Source organism: Pararhizobium sp. (genome assembly GCF_965279435.1).
Taxonomy (GTDB): domain Bacteria; phylum Pseudomonadota; class Alphaproteobacteria; order Rhizobiales; family Rhizobiaceae; genus Pararhizobium.
Genome location: NZ_CBDIHY010000002.1, coordinates 586532 through 605324, shown reverse-complemented (window position 1 = coordinate 605324; position 18793 = coordinate 586532). Strand labels below are relative to the sequence as shown.

16 protein-coding genes are annotated in these 18793 nt (G+C 59.1%); 10 read left to right on the top strand and 6 right to left on the bottom strand.

The features are described 5' to 3' along the window. Positions 1-69 precede the first annotated feature (69 nt). On the top strand, positions 70-1611 hold the full coding sequence (locus tag ACQY8Q_RS04330; RefSeq protein WP_428425007.1) for a multicopper oxidase family protein: 1542 nt from the start codon (positions 70-72) through the stop codon (positions 1609-1611). A 103-nt stretch (positions 1612-1714) separates the two neighbouring features. Here ACQY8Q_RS04330 and ACQY8Q_RS04325 read toward each other — a convergent pair whose 3' ends face one another. Beyond that, the gene (locus ACQY8Q_RS04325; RefSeq protein WP_428425005.1) at positions 1715-2743 is read right to left on the bottom strand and encodes a 2Fe-2S iron-sulfur cluster-binding protein; all 1029 of its coding nucleotides are present in this window, start codon (positions 2741-2743) and stop codon (positions 1715-1717) included. Positions 2744-2753: 10 nt separating this feature from the next. After that, complete coding sequence (locus ACQY8Q_RS04320; protein WP_428425003.1) at positions 2754-3020, bottom strand: glutaredoxin family protein; 267 nt, start codon at positions 3018-3020, stop codon at positions 2754-2756. Between the two features lie 928 nt (positions 3021-3948). On the opposite strand from ACQY8Q_RS04320, the gene ACQY8Q_RS04315 reads away from it, so the two are divergent. The 7 genes from ACQY8Q_RS04315 to ACQY8Q_RS04285 all read left to right on the top strand — a co-directional run bounded on the left by ACQY8Q_RS04315 (position 3949) and on the right by ACQY8Q_RS04285 (position 13197). Further along, a complete protein-coding gene (locus ACQY8Q_RS04315; RefSeq protein WP_428425001.1) occupies positions 3949-4272 on the top strand; it encodes a hypothetical protein in 324 nt (107 codons plus the stop codon). Positions 4273-4558: 286 nt separating this feature from the next. Next, on the top strand, positions 4559-4954 hold the full coding sequence (locus ACQY8Q_RS04310; protein WP_428424998.1) for an ArsR/SmtB family transcription factor: 396 nt from the start codon (positions 4559-4561) through the stop codon (positions 4952-4954). A gap of 475 nt (positions 4955-5429) precedes the next feature. Further along, a complete protein-coding gene (locus ACQY8Q_RS04305; protein WP_428424996.1) occupies positions 5430-6683 on the top strand; it encodes an efflux RND transporter periplasmic adaptor subunit in 1254 nt (417 codons plus the stop codon). Next, on the top strand, positions 6680-9892 hold the full coding sequence (locus ACQY8Q_RS04300; RefSeq protein ID WP_428424994.1) for an efflux RND transporter permease subunit: 3213 nt from the start codon (positions 6680-6682) through the stop codon (positions 9890-9892). The genes ACQY8Q_RS04305 and ACQY8Q_RS04300 overlap by 4 nt, the downstream gene beginning before the upstream one ends. A gap of 221 nt (positions 9893-10113) precedes the next feature. Further along, entirely contained in the window at positions 10114-10320 is a 207-nt protein-coding gene (locus ACQY8Q_RS04295) for a heavy-metal-associated domain-containing protein (protein WP_428424992.1), read from the top strand. A 273-nt stretch (positions 10321-10593) separates the two neighbouring features. Beyond that, positions 10594-11553: a cation diffusion facilitator family transporter gene (locus tag ACQY8Q_RS04290; RefSeq protein WP_428424990.1), complete on the top strand. Its 960-nt coding sequence runs from the start codon at positions 10594-10596 to the stop codon at positions 11551-11553. 273 nt (positions 11554-11826) lie between these two features. Continuing rightward, a complete protein-coding gene (locus ACQY8Q_RS04285; protein ID WP_428424988.1) occupies positions 11827-13197 on the top strand; it encodes an FAD/NAD(P)-binding protein in 1371 nt (456 codons plus the stop codon). A gap of 27 nt (positions 13198-13224) precedes the next feature. On the opposite strand, the gene cysE is transcribed toward ACQY8Q_RS04285, so the two are convergent. The 4 genes from cysE to ACQY8Q_RS04265 all read right to left on the bottom strand — a co-directional run bounded on the left by cysE (position 13225) and on the right by ACQY8Q_RS04265 (position 16801). Continuing rightward, complete coding sequence (gene cysE / locus ACQY8Q_RS04280; protein WP_428424986.1) at positions 13225-14073, bottom strand: serine O-acetyltransferase; 849 nt, start codon at positions 14071-14073, stop codon at positions 13225-13227. Between the two features lie 75 nt (positions 14074-14148). Next, on the bottom strand, positions 14149-15501 hold the full coding sequence (locus tag ACQY8Q_RS04275) for an LLM class flavin-dependent oxidoreductase (protein ID WP_428424984.1): 1353 nt from the start codon (positions 15499-15501) through the stop codon (positions 14149-14151). A gap of 392 nt (positions 15502-15893) precedes the next feature. Then, positions 15894-16322 (bottom strand): DMT family transporter, encoded by a 429-nt coding sequence (locus ACQY8Q_RS04270; protein WP_428424982.1) that lies wholly within the window; start codon positions 16320-16322, stop codon positions 15894-15896. Then, positions 16319-16801: a DMT family transporter gene (locus ACQY8Q_RS04265; RefSeq protein ID WP_428424980.1), complete on the bottom strand. Its 483-nt coding sequence runs from the start codon at positions 16799-16801 to the stop codon at positions 16319-16321. The genes ACQY8Q_RS04270 and ACQY8Q_RS04265 overlap by 4 nt, the downstream gene beginning before the upstream one ends. Before the next feature lie 105 nt (positions 16802-16906). Between ACQY8Q_RS04265 and ACQY8Q_RS04260 the strand changes: the two genes are divergently transcribed. Both ACQY8Q_RS04260 and ACQY8Q_RS04255 read left to right on the top strand, forming a co-directional pair. Then, positions 16907-17215, top strand: a complete 309-nt coding sequence (locus ACQY8Q_RS04260) for an ArsR/SmtB family transcription factor (protein WP_428424978.1) — start codon at positions 16907-16909, stop codon at positions 17213-17215. Positions 17216-17371: 156 nt separating this feature from the next. Continuing rightward, entirely contained in the window at positions 17372-18760 is a 1389-nt protein-coding gene (locus ACQY8Q_RS04255) for an FAD/NAD(P)-binding protein (RefSeq protein WP_428424976.1), read from the top strand. The last annotated feature ends 33 nt before the right edge of the window (positions 18761-18793 follow it).

The window sequence follows — 18793 nt, the reverse complement described above, 5'->3', positions numbered from 1 at the left end:
AACGAAGACTTGAGACAGTGCTGAGCGGCGTCGCCGTTGACTGTCGAATGACCGAAAGGAAGACGATCAATGCATCGGCGGACTTTTCTGACGAGCCTTGCGGGTCTCGTCGTTGCCGGACCTGCGGCTGCCCAGATGAAACATGATATGGGCGGTATGAGCGGCCACGGTAATCATGCCATGCCCATGGCGGGCACCAATCCTATTCTGCCGCAGGGGCAGCCGCTCAGGGCTTTGCCACGCCTGTCCAACCAGTCGGCGGTGCCTGGCATATTCAAAGCAGAGCTGGTTGCGGAGCCAGGTTTCGTGCGGTTCGCCGAAGGGCTCGATACACCTGTGCTGCTCTACAACCGCACCAATCCCGTGATCGAGGCCCGTGAGGGAGACAAAATCGAAATCAGTTTCAAGAACGGTATTCCGGGCGAACCCACCACGATCCATTGGCATGGCATGCCAGTTCCGGCCGATCAGGACGGCAATCCGAATGACCCGGTAGCCTCTGGGAGCGAGCGCACTTATACGTTTGATCTGCCGGAAGGCAGCGCCGCATCCTATTGGTTTCATCCCCATCCGCATGGATTGACCGCCGAGCAGGTTTATCGCGGGCTCGCCGGGATCTTCATCGTCAAACCGAAGGACGATCCCATCCCACAGGAATACGGTGACACGGTCCTGATGTTCACCGATCTCAGGATCAACGCCGACGGGACGATGCCTGAGAGCACGATGCCGGATCTGATGAACGGCCGTGTCGGCGATCACGTGCTGGTCAACGGGCAGAAGAACCCGGCGATGCCGGTAGCGCTTGGCGAAAAGCGCCGTCTCCGTCTCTACAACGCGACGAATGCGCGGTTCCTGCGTCTCACGTTCGAGAATGCCAGCATGATCGTGGTCGGAACCGATGGCGGGCTGATTGAAGCGCCGGTTGCCGTCGATGAGCTGCTGCTCACGCCGGCCGAGCGCGTTGAAGTGATCGTTTCCTTCGACAAGCCGGGAGCGGCCAGGCTGATGACGCTTGACTATGAGCGCGGTTGGATGGGGCCGGGCAAGCCGAACGAGGCCGGGATGATTCTTTTGACGGCAAACGTATCGGAAGCGGCGGCCACGGCGATACCGCCCCTGCCGGCACGTTTGCGTTCCATCGAACCTCTCGGCAATCCGGTTGTCACGCGCCGGTTTGTGCTGACGGAATCCATGGGTGGAATGGATCATGGCAGCATGCCGATGCAGGGCATGGATCACTCCAAAATGTCCATGTCTTCCGGCGGCATGGCGATGAAGTTTCTGATCAACGGCGCCAGCTTTGACATGAACCGCATCGATGAAGTCTCGAAAGTCGGTGAGGTCGAGCTTTGGGATGTCGTCAATGACGCGGATATGGATCATCCGTTCCATGTGCATGGGACGCAGTTTCAGATTGTTGAGCACGAAAAGGACGGGAAGATCACTACGCCGCCCTATCGCGCCTGGAAGGATACTGTGAATATCGTCGCAGGCGAGACGGTCCGGATATTGCTGCGCCAGGATATGCCAGGCCCACGCATGTATCATTGCCACATCCTCGAGCACGAACAGCTCGGCATGATGGGTACGATTGACGTTCGAGCTTAGTCTCGATCAACGAACGAAACAAAGGCCCGCCGCGGCGATGTTCGCGGCGGGCCTTTGTCATTGATGGACGGCGAGCGCTGGCCGCGCATCGCGGCCAACGGCATCATTCAGCTGTGGCCAGCGCGGGCAGTTCTTCCGGCGTAAAGAACACGTCGGCATGCATGTCCTTCCTTTGCATTCCGCGCGCAAAAGCCATCTCCATTACCGCGTCCACCATCGGCGGCGGGCCAGCGACATAGGCTTTCCAGCCGTCGAGGTCGGGCAGGTCCTCCGCCACGGCCTGCGTCACGAAGCCGCTTCGGTACTGCGCGGACTGTGCCTCGGACAGCACGGGCGCGAAGGTGAGATTGGGATGCCGTTTGGCGAGGGCCTGGAAATGCTCGACCAGGTAGAGATCACGCTCGGCCCGAACGCCGAAATAGACATGGATCGGCTGCTTCATACCGTGGGCGAGGGCGGTTTCCACGATAGACTTGACCGGCGCCAGCCCGGAGCCGCCGGCGATGCACAGGATCGGGCCGGAATGGTGCTGGCGCAGGGAAGAAGAGCCCAGGGGCAATTCGAGCGTAATCTTATCGCCGGTCTTCAGCACGTTGTGCACATGCTCTGAAGTTGCTCCTCCCGGAACACGGCGAATGTGGAATTCGAGGCCGTCGTCGCCATGTGCGTTGGCCATGGAATAGCTGCGGGCAGGAACGCCATCGAAGCCGACCTGCGCATATTGTCCGGCTGTAAACAGCAAGGGAGCCCCGTCCTCGGCCGTAATCCGAACCAGTTTGATGTCGTGGGTGAGATCATCAAGCAAGGTTACGATACCATTCAGACGCCGTGGGGCCTGATCGACGTCTTCGTCGCTACCGAGCCAGGCCACGGCCACATCCGTCTGGGGCAGCGCCCGGCAGGGCAGGATCAGGCCGTCGGCTTTCTCTTCATCGGTAAGCGCGAAGCGCGAATGCTTGAGCAGTTCTACCTCGCCTTCGATCAGCCGGGACTTGCAGGAGCCGCAGCGGCCGGACTTGCAGCCATGGGGAAAGGGAATGCCGGCGGCGAGCGCCGCATCAAGTATTGTCTGTCCCTCCTGGATTTTAAGGCTGGTCCGGGCTTGGCGGATGTCGACGCGTTTGGCTGTCATGTCCACTTCCTCACATGCCCTGCGTCAGTCCGAGCACCTTCATCAGGCCCGGCTTCTGGTTCTGGAATATTCCGTAGAAGATGTTTGAGCCGATGATGGTGATGGGCGCTACGCGTACGCCCGTGCGCGCCTTGGCCTCTTCTGCGATCTGCGGGTCGGTCAGATCGCGCTCCTCGTAGACTAACCCCTGCTGTGCGAGCCAGTGCTTGAGCGCATGACAGTCCGGGCAGGTGGGGGTCGTGTAGATGAGAATGTGTGTTGGGTTGGCCTGCGTCATGGTCTTGCTTTCTCTGAAGTCGACATCATTTGCTCGCACCCGGCTGCTCAGAGAGCCGCCGGGTAGAGAAACATTGCCGTCAGGGTGCGGCTTCCAACGCTTGCAAGGTCAAGGGGTGTTATTGCGCTGCAACGGACTTTTCGCGCGACCGACACAGTTGGTGGCCAAAAGATGCCGGCATGCGGGGCTGATCTGTCGCGGGAAACGGTGGAGCTTGTCGTGAATGGCAGGACACTTTATTCCACCGTCTCTATGCGCAATTCACTGGAGCCAAGTTTATGTGACAACGCCACTCATACCGCTCCTGAGGCTTGTCAGGTTATGCCGCAGCAAGCGGGTAATTATTTGACCCGCCTCAAGGAAACCCTACACTGCGAAGGGCCCCCTCGCAGGACATACACGGCTTAGGGAAAACAAGGTTATTCATAAGCAATATGCGCAATTCACCTATTCCTCGCACAAAGACATTTCGAGACGGAGTATTCCTCGCGCTGATCATCTGGCTACTGGTTATGCCGTTGACTTTTATGACACAAGTTTTTGCCCCTTCCGTTTTCGTCCTTTTGGAGGGGATTGGAAATTTTCAATATAAGCCTTGGATTTTTCTCGCCCCAACAGCGTGTGTGCTCATTTTATCGTTGGCTGTCATACCGGGATATCGTAGGTCGAGCGTTATTGCTGGCGCTATTCTTTGCAGTGTTGCGGTGATGATGGCAGCCGCGATTGCGTTCCTATTGATAATAATATCGATTCCGCGATTACCTTCTTAAGCACTCCACCCATGACGCATCGGGTAAAATACGATGTATATCGTTGAAGTATTTGGGACAGTTAGGCCAGCGCTCCAGGTTATGCAGATAAGGGGCAAGGGGCTTTCACTGAGGTGGGGGCGGCAGTTGTTCACGACGGACGTAATAGCGGAGCCGGAATGTCTGATATCAAATTAAATTTGGATGGTATTTACGCTGTACTTTTTGGACTTCCTGCCCTGGCCCTTGCATGTGGCATTGTCGGACTCCTGCTTGTATTTCCTGCATACCGGCTTCTGAAGATCGTTGCGCTTGTCTTCGCTATCCCTGCCATGGTGTTAGGCTTGGCATTTATCACGGATGCGCTTGCTTTAGGCGGGCCTGCAGGTGTCGATACTCTCGACTTGATCGTTATGTCCGCCTATTTTGCTCTGCTCGGTCTTCTTCCTTGTCTGCTGTTCATTCAAGTAAGGCGGAAGCCACGCGAGAATCTATCAAAGTGATATGGAAAATCGACGTTGGCACGTTATCGAGCGGTCTTTGCCGCAGGCAGTCTGCTATCAAGCGGCCGCACCGGTAACGGCCTTCCAGCGCGCCATTGCGCGGGTTCACTACCCGTCATAGGTGAACCAAGCGCTGAATCGGTGCCTTTGCCGTTGAGGAGCGGCATCGCCGTTATTGCGATTGCTCACTGTTTGGCTAGATTGGCAGCTCGACATATCAATGTGGACCAATTCTCGCTCTGAACGAGCCTGCGAGGCTCGTCCCGTCTACAGGTAGTTCAAGCAGATGACTTCTCATAAGCCGAAAGCAAACGTTGCACCGCAGGACGGACTTGCAAAACAAGTCAGTACGGCGGTCCGCGACCACCCCTTGGATCACTCCTCTCTGTCGCAGAACGAGATCACAATTCTGGCGGAAACCTTCCGTCTGCTCGGCGATCCGTCCCGGCTGAGGATCATTCTCACGTGTCTGGCGGGGCCGATATCGGTGGGCGATATCGCGGAAAGACTGGATCTGTCGCTGTCCCTTGTCAGCCATCACCTGCGCCTCTTGCGCGGCGCGCGCCTCGTCAAGGGCGTGCGTCAGGCCAAGCAGATATTCTACGAGATCGCCGACCTGCACGTCAGCCAGGTGCTGCAGGACATGGCAATGCACATCTCGGAAGAGCATGCCGACGAGTAAACTGGCCAGCACAATCGCGCCATGGTCTTGTCGCGAGCCCCGCCGGGCGTTGGGAGGATGCCGACCAACTGAAAGCAATGGGTATTCGCTTTATCAAGCTGATCGGCGGACACCATCCAAAAGCCCACCACGGGTCTCGGGATTATTGTATTCGCCGAATACCGATATCCCGTAATCCCGGCGCTGGATGCAGTGGGCGTCTCCGCCTCAGGCGCGTGAAATCGGCCGAAAGCCATTGACCCGTCGCGTGAGGAAAGCCGACTCACGGCGCTGATGCAGCCCGAACTACGTTCATTCAACAGCGTCGCCAAACACAGTGTCTATTGGCTGCCTCCCAGCAGCACAGCTGCCTCAACGCCTCTTCGGAAAAGCTTTCCCAGGGCCTTGACCTTTCCATCGTTGGAAACCCCACCTTCGTTGAAATTGATCGCCGCCGTCTTCCGTAGGCCGGAAGCGTGCGCCCGTATGAAAGTGAATGAGTATGAATAAGAAAGCCGCCACCCTGCTTTTGGCAGGTGTCGTCATTGCCGGTGGCACGCTTGCCTTTGTCTATCGTGATGAAGTGGAGCCTTACACCAATCGCCTTCTGGCGCTGGTATCGTCGACAGCTGTGTCTAAAGCTGCTGCCCAGACGGGGGAAATGCCCGCGCCACAGGTGCCGGTCGCCGAGGTCGTCACGCGCACGGTCGCGATGTCGGCGGAGTTTACCGGCCATCTCGACGCAGCCCAGTTCATCGAACTCCGCCCGCGTGTCGGTGGCGCCATCGATGCCGTCAGCGTTCCCGAAGGTGGCCTCGTGCGTCCGGGGCAGCTTCTGTTCCAGATCGACCCCAGGCCATTCCAGGTTGTTCTTGATTCGGCCAAAGCTCAGTTACAGCAGGCTGCAGTTCTGCTTGATCAGGCCGAGATCGATTTTACGAGAATCGAAGCGCTGGCTCCGAAGGGCACCGTGTCGCGCAAGGCCTATGACGATGCGCAGACCGCGCGCAGCCAGCGGCGGGCACAGGTCGAAATCGCCAAGGCGGCCGTGGCAGCCGGTGAGCTCGATCTTTCCTTTACGCGCGTCACCGCGCCGATTGCCGGGCGTGTCGACCGGGTACTGGTCTCCGAAGGCAATCTTGTTGCCGGCGGCAATGCCGGTGCCGCAACACTCCTCACCACGATCGTCTCGACCGGCCCCCTCTATGTCTATTTCGATATCGACGAAGCCACCTATCTCGAATTCGTCGGACGTGCGCTGGCGATCGAAAGTGGAAAGTTGCCGGTGCAGGTGGGATTGATGACCGATGCCGGCTTCCCGCACGCTGGCGAATTCGATTTTCTCAGCAATCGCGTCGATCGGAGCACGGGGACAATCCGCGCCCGGGCCGTTGTCAAAAACCCTGATGGCCGGCTGGCGCCTGGTCTTTTTGCGCGGGTCAACCTCGTGACTGCCGAACCGGTTCAGACCGTGCTCATCGACGATCAGGCAATCGGTATCGATCAAGGAAACCGCTACGTGCTGGTTCTTGGAGTTGAGGACACGGCCGAATATCGCCCAGTCAAACTCGGGCCGATGATCGATGGTCTGCGTGTCGTTACAGCCGGTCTCACCTCTGGTGACAAGATCATCGTGAAGGGGCTGGTCCGTCCGGGTATGCGGGTCGCTCCGCAGATGATTTCGATGACGGCTGGCCAATCCACGGATGGCGACCGGTCCGCGGCTGAAGCGCAGGAGGCGAGCCGGTGAACATTCCGCGCTTTTTCGTTGACCGACCGATCTTTGCGGTCGTGCTGTCTGTCCTGATGCTGATTGCCGGTGGCCTGACGCTACTGAAGCTACCGTTGAGCGAGTATCCGCAGGTGACCCCGCCGACGGTGCAGGTGACGGCGAGTTATCCGGGCGCCAATCCCGAGGTGATCGCTGAAACAGTTGCCGCACCGTTGGAGCAGGCCATCAACGGCGTCGAGAACATGCTCTATATGAGCTCGCAGTCCGCCACCGACGGACGCATGACGCTGACTGTGGCTTTCCAGCAGGGCACCGATCCTGACATGGCGCAGATTCAAGTGCAGAACCGTGTCTCGCGGGTGCTCCCACGCTTGCCGCAAGAAGTGCAGCGCATCGGCGTTGTGACGCAGAAGATCTCGCCTGACATCCTGATGGTCGTGCATCTTGTCTCGCCTGATAATCGCTACGACCCTCTTTATCTGTCGAACTACGCCCATCTTCAGGTGCGCGACCAGCTTGCGCGCCTGCCAGGTGTGGGCGACGTGCTGGTCTGGGGTTCTGGCGAATATTCGATGCGGGTCTGGCTTGATCCGACCAAAGTGGCGGCGCGTGGTCTGACCGCTTCCGACGTGGTCGCAGCAGTTCAGGAGCAGAACGTTCAGGTGGCCGCTGGCTCGGTCGGCCAGCAGCCAGATACATCGGCGGCGTTCCAAATCACGGTCAACACCCTTGGCAGGCTTTCGAACGAGGAACAGTTCGGCGAGATCGTCGTTAAGACGGGCCCGGATGGCCAGATCACCCGTTTGCGCGATATTGCCCGTATCGAACTTGGAGCGGATTCCTACGCACTGCGCAGTCTTCTCGATGGCAAGCCGGCGCTGGCGCTCCAGATCATTCAAAGTCCCGGCGCCAACGCACTCGACGTGTCGAGCTCCATTCGCAGTGCCATGGATGAACTCCAGAAAGGTTTTCCAGAGGGTATAGAATATCGGATTGCCTACGACCCCACCGTCTTCGTCGAGGCTTCTCTGGAAGCTGTGGTGGTCACACTGCTCGAAGCCATCGCGCTGGTCGTACTCGTGGTCGTGCTTTTTCTTCAGAATTGGCGCGCTTCGATCATCCCGTTGGTTGCCGTGCCGGTATCATTGGTCGGCACATTCGCCCTTATGCACATGTTCGGCTTCTCGCTGAACACGCTGTCGTTGTTCGGGCTCGTACTATCGATCGGCATCGTGGTCGACGATGCCATCGTGGTCGTCGAGAACGCAGAGCGGCACATTGCGCTCGGCGAAACGCCAAAGGAGGCAGCGCGCAAGGCCATGGACGAAGTGACCGGGCCGATTATCGCCATTACTTTGGTGCTGTCGGCCGTGTTCATTCCTTCGGGATTTCTGTCAGGTCTGCAAGGGGAATTCTACAGGCAGTTCGCCCTGACGATCGCAATCTCAACCATTCTGTCGGCGATCAACTCTCTCACGCTTTCTCCGGCCCTCGCTGGCGTACTTCTGAAGCCGCACCACGGCGAGGTGAAGCGCGATATCTTGACCCGCGTGATCGACACTCTGTTCGGCCGGTTCTTCAAGCTGTTCAACCGCTTTTTCGACAGTGCCTCGAATGCCTATGTCTGGACGGTGCGCCGCGCCGTGAGATTCAGCGTGGCTGTCTTGCTTATCTATGCCGGCCTGGTTGGCATGACATGGATGGGTTTCCAAACTGTACCCATCGGGTTTATTCCGGCTCAGGACAAATATTACCTCGTCGGTATCGCTCAGCTTCCGAGCGGAGCCTCGCTTGATCGCACCGAGGCGGTCGTCAAGACAATGTCGGAAATCGCGCTTACTGAGCCGGGCGTGGAAAGTGTCGTCGCGTTTCCGGGGCTGTCAGTTAACGGTATGGTCAATATTCCCAATGCCGCCGTCATGTTCACAATGCTCAAGCCTTTTGACGAGCGTAAGGATCCTTCTCTGTCCGCTTTCGCCATTGCTGATCGCCTGATGGGTAAGTTCAGCCAGATACCCGATGGCTTTGCAGGGATCTTCCCGCCACCCCCTGTTCCGGGCCTCGGCTCGACCGGCGGTTTCAAAATCCAGATCGAGGATCGGGCGGGGCTTGGCTTCGATGTCCTCGCGCAGGCGCAGGGCGCACTTATGGGCAAAGCGATGCAAACACCTGAACTGGCTGGTATGCTTGCGGGTTTTCAGGTGAATGCCCCGCAAATTCAGGTAGACATCGATCGGGTGAAAGCCAAATCGCAAGGGGTCCCGCTCAATACGATCTTCGAGACGTTGCAGGTTAACCTTGGCTCGCTCTATGCCAACGATTTCAATCGTTTTGGCCGCACCTACCGCGTGGTGGTTCAGGCAGACGCACCATTCCGTATGCAGCCGGAGGACATAGGCCGTTTGAAGGTGCGTAACGCTGCGGGCGAAATGATTCCGTTGTCGGCCTTGCTGACGATCAAGCACAGTTCGGGGCCTGATCGCATTATGCATTATAATGGTTTCCCCTCGGTCGATATCAGCGGCAGTCCGGCGCCCGGATATTCGTTTGGGCAAGCGACGGCCGCCATGGAACGGATTTCAGCGGAAACGTTGCCACCCGGCATGGCCTTCGAGTGGACGGAGCTTGCCTATCAGGAGAAACAAGCCGGCAACACCGCAATGTACGTCTTCCCGCTGTCTGTTCTGCTCGCGTTTCTGATCCTTGCGGCGCAGTACAACAGTTGGTCATTACCGTTCGCTGTCTTGCTGATCGCTCCGATGGCGTTGCTTTCCGCGATCGCGGGCGTCTGGTTTACCGGAGGGGATAACAACATTTTCACGCAGATCGGCTTTGTCGTGCTCGTGGGTCTCGCCGCCAAAAATGCGATCCTGATCGTCGAGTTCGCTCGAGCGAAGGAAGATGAGGGCGTCGATCCGTTGAGCGCCGTGCTTGAAGCAGCGAGGCTTCGCCTGCGGCCAATCCTGATGACGTCACTGGCCTTCATCGCCGGTGTCGTGCCGCTTGTGCTCGCAACGGGGGCTGGTGCCGAGATGCGGCATGTCATGGGTATTGCCGTGTTTGCCGGCATGCTTGGCGTCACGCTGTTCGGTCTCGTGCTGACGCCGGTATTCTACGTCCTGGTCCGCCGGATGGCGATCGCCCGCGAGAGGCGGAGTGAAACCACTGCCGCACTGCACTCGCACGTCTATGCCGGGGTATCGGAAGGCGGCAGTGAAAAGGGATGATCTGCCTTGCTCCCAACAGCAACCCGAAATGATAGAAAGCGCGCCCAGTTGATCGGCGCGCTTTCGCGCTAAACAGCGACAACCTTTTATTCACCTCCGGAAATGCCGTCGTGCGTATCCCAACCGTGGTGGGCGCAAGCGTCGATTTTCTCACTTTCAGGACTTGACCTTGCAACGGTAGGAAGCCCCATCTGTCTTGGAGGCAAACCAAGGAGGCCTCCATGTATCTTTTTACTGTTCCCAACATGACATGCGGCGGCTGCGCCAAGTCAGTGGTCAAGGCGCTGCAGAGCGTCGATGCCGATGCGACGATCGAGACCAATCCGCCGAAGCGCGAAGTCCGGATCCAAACGTCTGCGGATGAAGAAGCCCTACGCGAGATTTTGTCCGAGGCTGGTTATCCGGCTGAGGATAAGGCTGCGGCCTGACGCCTGCGCAATCCTGCGCCGCAGGTGTTGCCGTTACTTTTAATAATTCAAATAAAGAGGCCAGCCGCAGGGCTGGCCCCTTTATTTGTGTCTGGTGTAGGCCGGATTGCGTTGATCCCCGGTCATCCGACCGGTCTTCCCGGAGCTTAAAAATTTTTGCGCAGCCGCTTTGTTCTGCGCTCATACTCCTCGTATATTTCAATCACAGCGGGTTGACACGACAACATATGAACATGTATTCAATTGTTAATATGAAACGGATTGGACCGATCTATGGCAAACCCATCTCCTTCCCACAGTGACGATCATGACCACGCTCCGGTGGTGACGCAGAACAATGAGCGCAAGATCCTCATCGCCTTTCTGATCATCTTCTCGTACATGTTCGTCGAAGCTGTCGGCGGATATCTCTCAGGCTCGCTCGCCCTTCTTGCAGATGCTGGCCATATGCTGACCGATGCAGTCGCGCTCGGCCTGGCCTACGTCGCCTTCCGTCTTGGACGGCGAGCTGCCGATGCGCAGCGGACTTTTGGTTATGCCCGTTTCGAAGTGATTGCGGGCCTCGTCAACGCCCTCACGCTCTTCGCCATTGTCGGCTGGATCCTCTATGAAGCCATCGCACGGTTCCGCGACCCGCAACCGGTTCTGGCCGGATCGATGTTTGTGGTCGCTCTCGTCGGCCTGCTCGTGAATATTTTCGTTCTTTGGTTTTTGACCCGTGGCGATTCCGAGCATGTCAACGTCAAGGGCGCGGTGCTGCATGTCATGGGCGACCTGCTCGGCTCGGTCGGCGCGATCATTGCAGCGGTGGTGATCTGGTACACGGGCTGGACCCCGATCGATCCGATCCTCTCGGTGTTCGTGTCCCTGCTGATCCTGCGCAGTGCCTGGAGCTTGTTCAAGAATGCGCTGCACATCCTGCTCGAAGGGGCTCCCGCCAATGCTGGCAGTTCCGAGATTTCCGAGCATCTTCGCAAGACCATTCCGGGCATTCAGAACGTTAGCCACATCCACGTCTGGTCACTGACGTCCGGTCGCGTGCTGGCGACGCTTCAGGTGCAGCCGGTGGCGGGAGGCGATGTCCGCAGTATCGTCAAGCAGGTGGAGCACGAATTGAAGACGAAATTCAACATCGAACACCCAACGGTCGGCATCGACTGGGAAGGAGACGCCAGTTGCAGCCTGGAGGAGGCTGGCGCTCCGAACGCTTCCCACGCAGGGCATTCGCACTAGCTGGCCATGTGTCATCGCCGTGTGGCTGGGCAACCTTATAAGGATCTATATCGCGGCCGGGATCACGCCGCGATATCTGCTCTTGGGCCTCTATCGACGATGCGACCGGCACCCATGATACGGCTCCGAACTCCGAATAAGGCCCTGGCGGGATATCTGTCACCGCACTATCTGCCATACCCAAGGATGAAGCCACGCGTTGCCGAATTCCCCTAGAGGATGCGCATCATTTCGGGGCATGAATATTCTGCGGCTGGCGGGCGAGGAAATGAGATGGTCTATGACGTCGCTGTCGTTGGGTCCGGGTTTTCGGCGATAGCCGAAACCGCCAACCTGTTGCGGTTGTTGCCGCCTTCGGCATCGATCGCCGTCGTTGGCGATGATCCGGGGTTTGGACGGGGCACGGCCTACCGGACTGAACTTCACGTCCATCGTCTCAATGTTCCGGCTGGCCGCATGAGCATATTTGCAGACGAGCCCAACAACTTCGTGGACTGGCTGCGCGATCAGAAACGCGAGGTGCCGCCGGATGGCTTTGCATCCCGCGATGATTTCGGCCGCTATCTTCGTGACAGACTGGCATCCCTCCTGCGCGATCGCGACAACCGGCCGACCGTACATTTCATCAAGGCAAAGGCCACGGCCTGCGATCAGTGTACGCCGGGTAAGCTTGTGTTCCAGCTCGACAATGGGTCGAGGCTTCAAGCCACAAACGTCGTCCTGTGCCTCGGCGTTGGCAATGCGGACTTGCCGGCCGATCTGTCCAGCGTCAAGGGCGTGTTGCGAGAGCGTATCGTTGCCAATCCCTGGCGGCTTGGCTGGCTGTCGCATGTGCAGCCGTCTCAGACGGTCTGCATTCTCGGGTCCGGCCTGACCATGGTCGATCAGGTGCTGGCGCTTCGCGCGCACGGACATCGCGGCCCGATCCATGTTCTGTCCCGTCGCGGCCGGGTTTCCCATGCGCACGCGACCCGGAAGGTGGAGCCTGTCGTCCCGGCGCTTCCTGCTTCACGCGACATCAGCATCGTTCTGTCTGCCTTGCGCAAACAGGTCCGTGCGGGCGCGCAATGGCGTGGCGTCATGGATGGATTGCGTCCCCTGACGCAAAGCCTCTGGCAGGAACTGTCGAACACGCAGCGAAGCCGCTTTCTTCGCCATGCTCTCGCATGGTGGAACATCCATCGTCATCGCTTGGCGCCGGATGTCGCTAGCCAGCTTCATGCGCTCCTCGATGATGGCACCGTAACCGTGCACAAGGGCTATCTTCAAGCTGTGTCAGAGAATGCAAACCGGCTGTATCTTTCCTTTCATCCGCGCGGCGGAACGGGCACCCAACGGATAGAAGCCGACTGGGTGGTCAACTGCACGGGCATGGAGCGGGCGGGGATCGCGCATTCGCCGCTGCTTCGGCAGATGCGCAGCGACGGTCTGATCGCCGCAGATGACCTTGGACTTGGTATCTGCGTCAATGCCAATTCACAGGTCATCGATTGCGATGGCAAGACGCAGGCAGGCCTCTACGCTGTCGGAGCGCTGACGGCCGGGCGGTTCTGGGAAATAACAGCGGTACCGGATATTCGTGTCCAGGCGCGGGATGTGGCATCGCTGATATCGGCGCATCTGCAGGGCTCTGCGGATACCTGAGTCATACCGGCCTTGCGGCAGCTGCTGTCAGATCACGTAGTCCGGTTCTGGCAAAGCCTGGTCCATGGTGACGCCCGGCAGTGCGGAGTGGCGCTGCCCGATCGGGCGGGCCGGTACGCCAACGACTGAGGTATAGGGCAGGACAGGGGACACCACGACGCTGCCGGCTCCGACTTTGGCGCCGGTCCCGATCTCGATATTGCCGAGAATATTGGCGCCAGCGCCGATCAGTGCGCCGCGCCGGATTTTCGGGTGGCGATCTCCGGTTTCCTTGCCGGTACCGCCGAGCGTCACATTCTGGAGGATGGAAACGTCGTCCTCGACCACGGCGGTTTCGCCGATCACCAGACCGTTCCCGTGGTCAAGCATGATGCCCTTGCCCATCCTGGCCGCCGGATGGATGTCGATTCCGAAGACTTCGGAGATACGGCTCTGCATATGGCGGGCCAGATGAGGCCGCTCTCCAAGCCAGAGGCCATGTGCGACGCGATGCGCCTGAAGCGCCAGAAATCCCTTGAAATACAGAAAAGGCGTGAGGATCTCGGTACTGCTGGGGTCGCGATCCTTCACGGCTTCCAGGTCGGCCGCTGCTGCGTGAAGCAGCTCCGGATCGGTCAGAAACGCCTGATGGATCAACGACAGGAGCTCTTCCTGGTCCATGTCGTGATTGGCGAGTTTCAATGCCAACCGGTGGGCAAGCGCGTATGCGAAGCTTGAGTGATAGAGCACGGCAGAGTTCATCGGGCGCACCAGCGCCGCGTCCTTTCTCGCCGCCGCCGTCGCCTCTTCGCATAAAATTTCCCACAACCGGTGTACGGTCGGCCAGGCGACAGTGTCGGTTTTCAACACCGTCAGAGTGGTTGGCTGCGTTGCCATGGTGAAGGGTCCTTCCCTGTCGGCGTTCTTGCCCTGTTGGCGCTCTTGACTGTCCGATTGGGTGGTGGCGGGAATTCAGCTCCGTGCCTGCGCGGCGTCAATGTTGTCGAAGAAACGGTTGGCCGGCCGCGGCAGTCCAAGATGGTCGCGCAATGTCGTACCTTCATATTCGCGCCTGAACAGACCGCGCCGCTGCAACTCGGGCACCAGCTTTTCGGCAACGTCAGTCAGCCCCTGTGGGAGAAACGGGAACACGACGTTGAACCCGTCACAGCCGTTTTCGAAAAGCCAGGTCTCCATCTCGTCGGCGATGCTCGCCGGCGTGCCGACAAAGGAAAGGCCGGAATAGCCGCCGTAGCGCTGTGCGAGCTGCCGCACGGTCAGGCCCTCCCGCTCCGCCAGCCGCAGAACATGCGCGCGTCCGGTCTTGCTGGCGTTGGTATCGGGAATGTCGCGTGGCAAGGGCGCATCCGGATCAAAGCCTGAAGCATCGTGCCCCAGCGCGATGGACAACGAGGCGATGGCGCTCTCGTAGTGCACCAGACTGTCGAGATGGGCGCGTTTTGCCTTCGCCTCATCGACGGTAGCGCCGACGACCACGAACGCACCCGGCAGCACTTTCAGATGATCGCGGTTGCGTCCAATCCTTTCCATGCGGCCTTTGACATCGGCATAAAAACTCTTGCCCGCTTCCAGGTCCGGCGAGGAACCGAAGATCACTTCCGCCGTTTCGGCCGCAAGCTGGCGTCCCGGCTCGGATGCGCCGGCCTGGACGATCACCGGCCAGCCTTGCGGCGGCCGCGCGATGTTGAGCGGACCGCGCACCGAAAGGTAGTCGCCCTTGTGGTCAAGGACATGCAGTTTTGCCGGGTCGAAATAGAGCCCGGACGCCGCGTCGCGGATAAAAGCATCGTCGGCAAAACTGTCCCACAACCCGGTGACGACATCGTAGAATTCGCGGGCACGACGATAGCGTTCCGCATGCTCTACATGATCTTCAAGCCCGAAATTCAGGGCGGCATCCGGGTTTGACGTCGTGACGATGTTCCAGCCGGCGCGGCCCTCGCTGATATGGTCGAGCGAAGCGAAGCGGCGCGCGATGTGGTACGGCTCGTCGAACGTCGTCGATGCCGTCGCCACGAGCCCGATGCGGCTGGTCGCCGTCGCCAATGCCGATAACAGGGTGAAAGGCTCGAACGATGTCACCGTGTGGCTACGCCGCAGCGCCTCGATCGGCATGTTGAGGACGGCCAGGTGATCGGCCATGAAGAAGGCGTCGAATTTGGCCCGTTCAAGCGTTTCGGCAAACGCCTTCAGATGACGGAAATTGAAGTTTGCATCCGGATAGGAACCGGGATAGCGCCAGGCGGCTGTGTGAAGACTGACCGGCCGCATGAAGGCGCCGAGGTGAAGCTGGCGGGTTGGCATGGACTTTGTCTTTCGAATGAACGGTTATGCCTGCTAATGTGACGATCTCAGGTTTTCCGGTAGCAGGAACACCTCCCGCCGCCTTGGAGCCGTCCGTCACACTGCCCCCGCGCCTTCACTTCATTAATCCGTTTGGCCACACGCGCTCAGCTGCCCGTCCCCTTGTCCAATCAAGGATAACGATCCGGCGTCGTGTTCGTGAAGGAACGCGCGTGAAGTTATCGGCTGCACGCCGCCACTGTGATATGGTCCACGATAATTGTAGAGCCATTCTGTTTCCTAGATGGGGTATTCGGGAAACAATTTTACCCTTTGCGGCAAAGGGGAGAAGCTGAACGTGATCTGCTTCACGGATATTCTTTCGTGTTCGGCCATCGCCGCAGGTCCGTTTGTCAGTCCCTGGTGCGGCGTTGAGCGATGACCATACCGCTCATGATCAGGACAACCCCGAGGCTTGCCAGCCAGAATGCCGATGTCGCCGATTTCAGCAGGTTTATCACCACCCCACCTGTCATCTGTCCTCCGATGATCATCAGAGCGGTGTTCATGGCGCCGATCCGCGTAATCAACCAGCTGCCGGAGGCAACGAAGACAACGCCGACAGTGCCGCCAAGATAGGCGTACCACGGGGCATCAAGGGCACCGGCGGGTATCAGCCCGCCGATGGAAAGCCCGATGATCGTCAGCAACCCGAACCCAACGGCGTGGTTCCAGAAGGATGCAATGAGGGGTGACGTGGACAGGCTGAGCCGTCCATTGAGTTGCCGGCTAAGGGCAATGAGGATACCGGCCAGACTGGCGCATAGAATGAACGGGGTCATATCGAACTCGAAAAAATGATGAGCGTGCTGCCTGCAAGAACAAGGGCGAGCGCGACGAAATCCCGCGCGGTCAGCTGTCGTTTCGGCAAGCCGAACAGTCCCCATTTATCTGCGGAAAAGCTGAAGGCCAGCTGCCCGGCAAGGCCAAGAGCCAGGGTGCCCGGAAGCCCGACTGGCGAATTCACGGCGAGCGACGACAAGATCACGGTTGCAGCGCCGGATATGCCTCCGAGATAAGCCCAAAAGGGTGCCGGGGCTTTCACCCCGCGTTTTCCTGCAATCCGGTAAAACACGGCAAGAAGCACAAGCGCCGCAACGGTTCCGGTTCCATGCGCAACCCAGGATGAAAAAAGCGGATTGCCGGTTCGGGCGAGCTCGCCATTGAGATGCACCATCAAGCTCAGCAGCCCACCGGTACCAAGCGCGATGACAAAGACAAGCGGATTGGCCTGGGCAGGCCGGGAATTTAGGGCATTCATGGTGCATTCCGGGTTGGATCGTATCCATACCGGTACTGCGATGTTCCCGGATCGCTTTCAAGCCTCTCTCGATACGAATCCGGAAAACCGCAAGCCGATACAGATTTGGCGGCAGGATCAGCCGTCTGCGTCGGCCCGCCTTCCCTGCACAACGGGGCCCGGGACGATGACTTAGAGAAGGATGGGGACACCGCCGAACTCGCGCGCGCGCCTGATGGTACGGAGCGAACCTGTGCGTCTTTCGAGTTACCCGTATCCAAATCGACCTTGACCCACCATTTCAGGGTGATGCGCGAGGCTGGCCTGATCCAGCAGGTAGACCGTGGCAATAGCCGGGCCGCGTGCCTGTGCCGCAAGGATATCGACAGCAAGCTCCCCGGGCTTCTTGCGCTTCTGGTGGCCGACGGCGCGTGAGGAAAGTGTTGCACCCCTTATAATGCGAGGTGATCAAAACAACCGCTTGCATTCCGGTTTCTATTTTCTATTATTTTAGTAGAGTATGACGTTGAGGCCAATCCAGGTGGGTGTCCAACCGGTGCCCGCCTGATTGAAGCAGGAAGGGTTTGACCTATGACACTGCAGAGCGCCCCGCATTCCGATCCTTCCAACGATTCACACGAAGGCCCGCTTGCGAGGATTGCGATTATCGGCCGCGGGTTTACCGGGATCATGAACGCGATTGCCCTGCTCAAGGGTTTCGACCAGCCGTTCCATCTCGTCATGTATGACCCGAACCCCAGGATCAATGGTGGGGAAGACATCAGCCGGTCCGGCAAGACTGTTCTGAACAGCCGTGTCAGGGACCTTTCGGTCGATCCGGATACCCGCGTCGATTTCAGGCATTGGCTTGAAGCGGATGACGAGTTGTCCGGCCGCGAGGGCGCTGTCGGCGAAAACCTCGATCATGCCTTTGTGTCCGGCGAGGTTTTCAGTGCCTATGTCTACCAGCGTTTTTCCGAAGCGCTGAGAAAGCGTACCGATGTCATCGTGCAAGTCCGTGCTGAAGCGGTGATCGCCGTGGACCGCGATCCGCATGGCGGGCTTCAGATTGTTTCAGGCGATGGGGAACAAGCGCATTTCGATGCCGTGTTTCTGGCGACCGGCTATGGCGTCAGCGAGAAAGCGGAAGACCGGCCTGCGCCAGCCCATGCCGAAAGCGCGATTGTCGTCGGCGGGGGCGTTCATGCGGTCGATCGGGCACTGAAGCTTCTGGCCTCCGCCGAGGCCTCCCATGTTACGCTGGTTTCCGCCTCGGGCTTCCTGCCACAGTCGCATACCGGGGCGGCTGTCGGACCGGTGGCGCCGGATAAGCCGCTGCCGGGCACGCTTCGGGGCGCCTTCCGTTTCCTGCGCCAAGCCGCAAACACGGCGGAGTTGGAAGGCTCCGGCTGGCAAGGCATCATGAACGGATTTCGCCTTCGTGCGGGTGACCTTTGGAAAGGGCTCACCACCGAAGAGCGCCGGCGTTTCAAGCGCCATGTGAAGCCGATCTACGACAGCCATCGGAACCGTCTGCCACCAAGCCATTACAGAAGCCTGCATGAGGCCATCGACAACGGCACCATCACCATGAAGAAGGGAAAAGTCGAGCGCATCGCCACCAACGGCGTGCTGCTTTCGACATCGGCAGGTCTGCAGGTGCTGGCGGGAGACCGGACGATAGATTGCCGCATCCGTCCCGTCGACGTCGACGCACCATTGTTCCGGTCGGTGTTTTCATCAGGGCTCGCGCGGCGGGATGAACTGGAACTCGGGATCTTCGTGGATCGCTGCGGCCGGACTGTCGTGGCGGTAGATGAATTCGATGGGCTGTTTGCGATGGGGCCCTTGGGGTTGGGCAGCCTGCCTGACATTGACCAGGTGCCGGAAATCGTGCTGCAGGCCTACGCCGCGGCGTCGACGCTGCGTAGCTGGCTTAATCAGCCTTTGGCTTCCAGAGATACCATTGTCGCGGGATGACCAACCCGTTGGCGGGCTATCAGTTTGACTAGA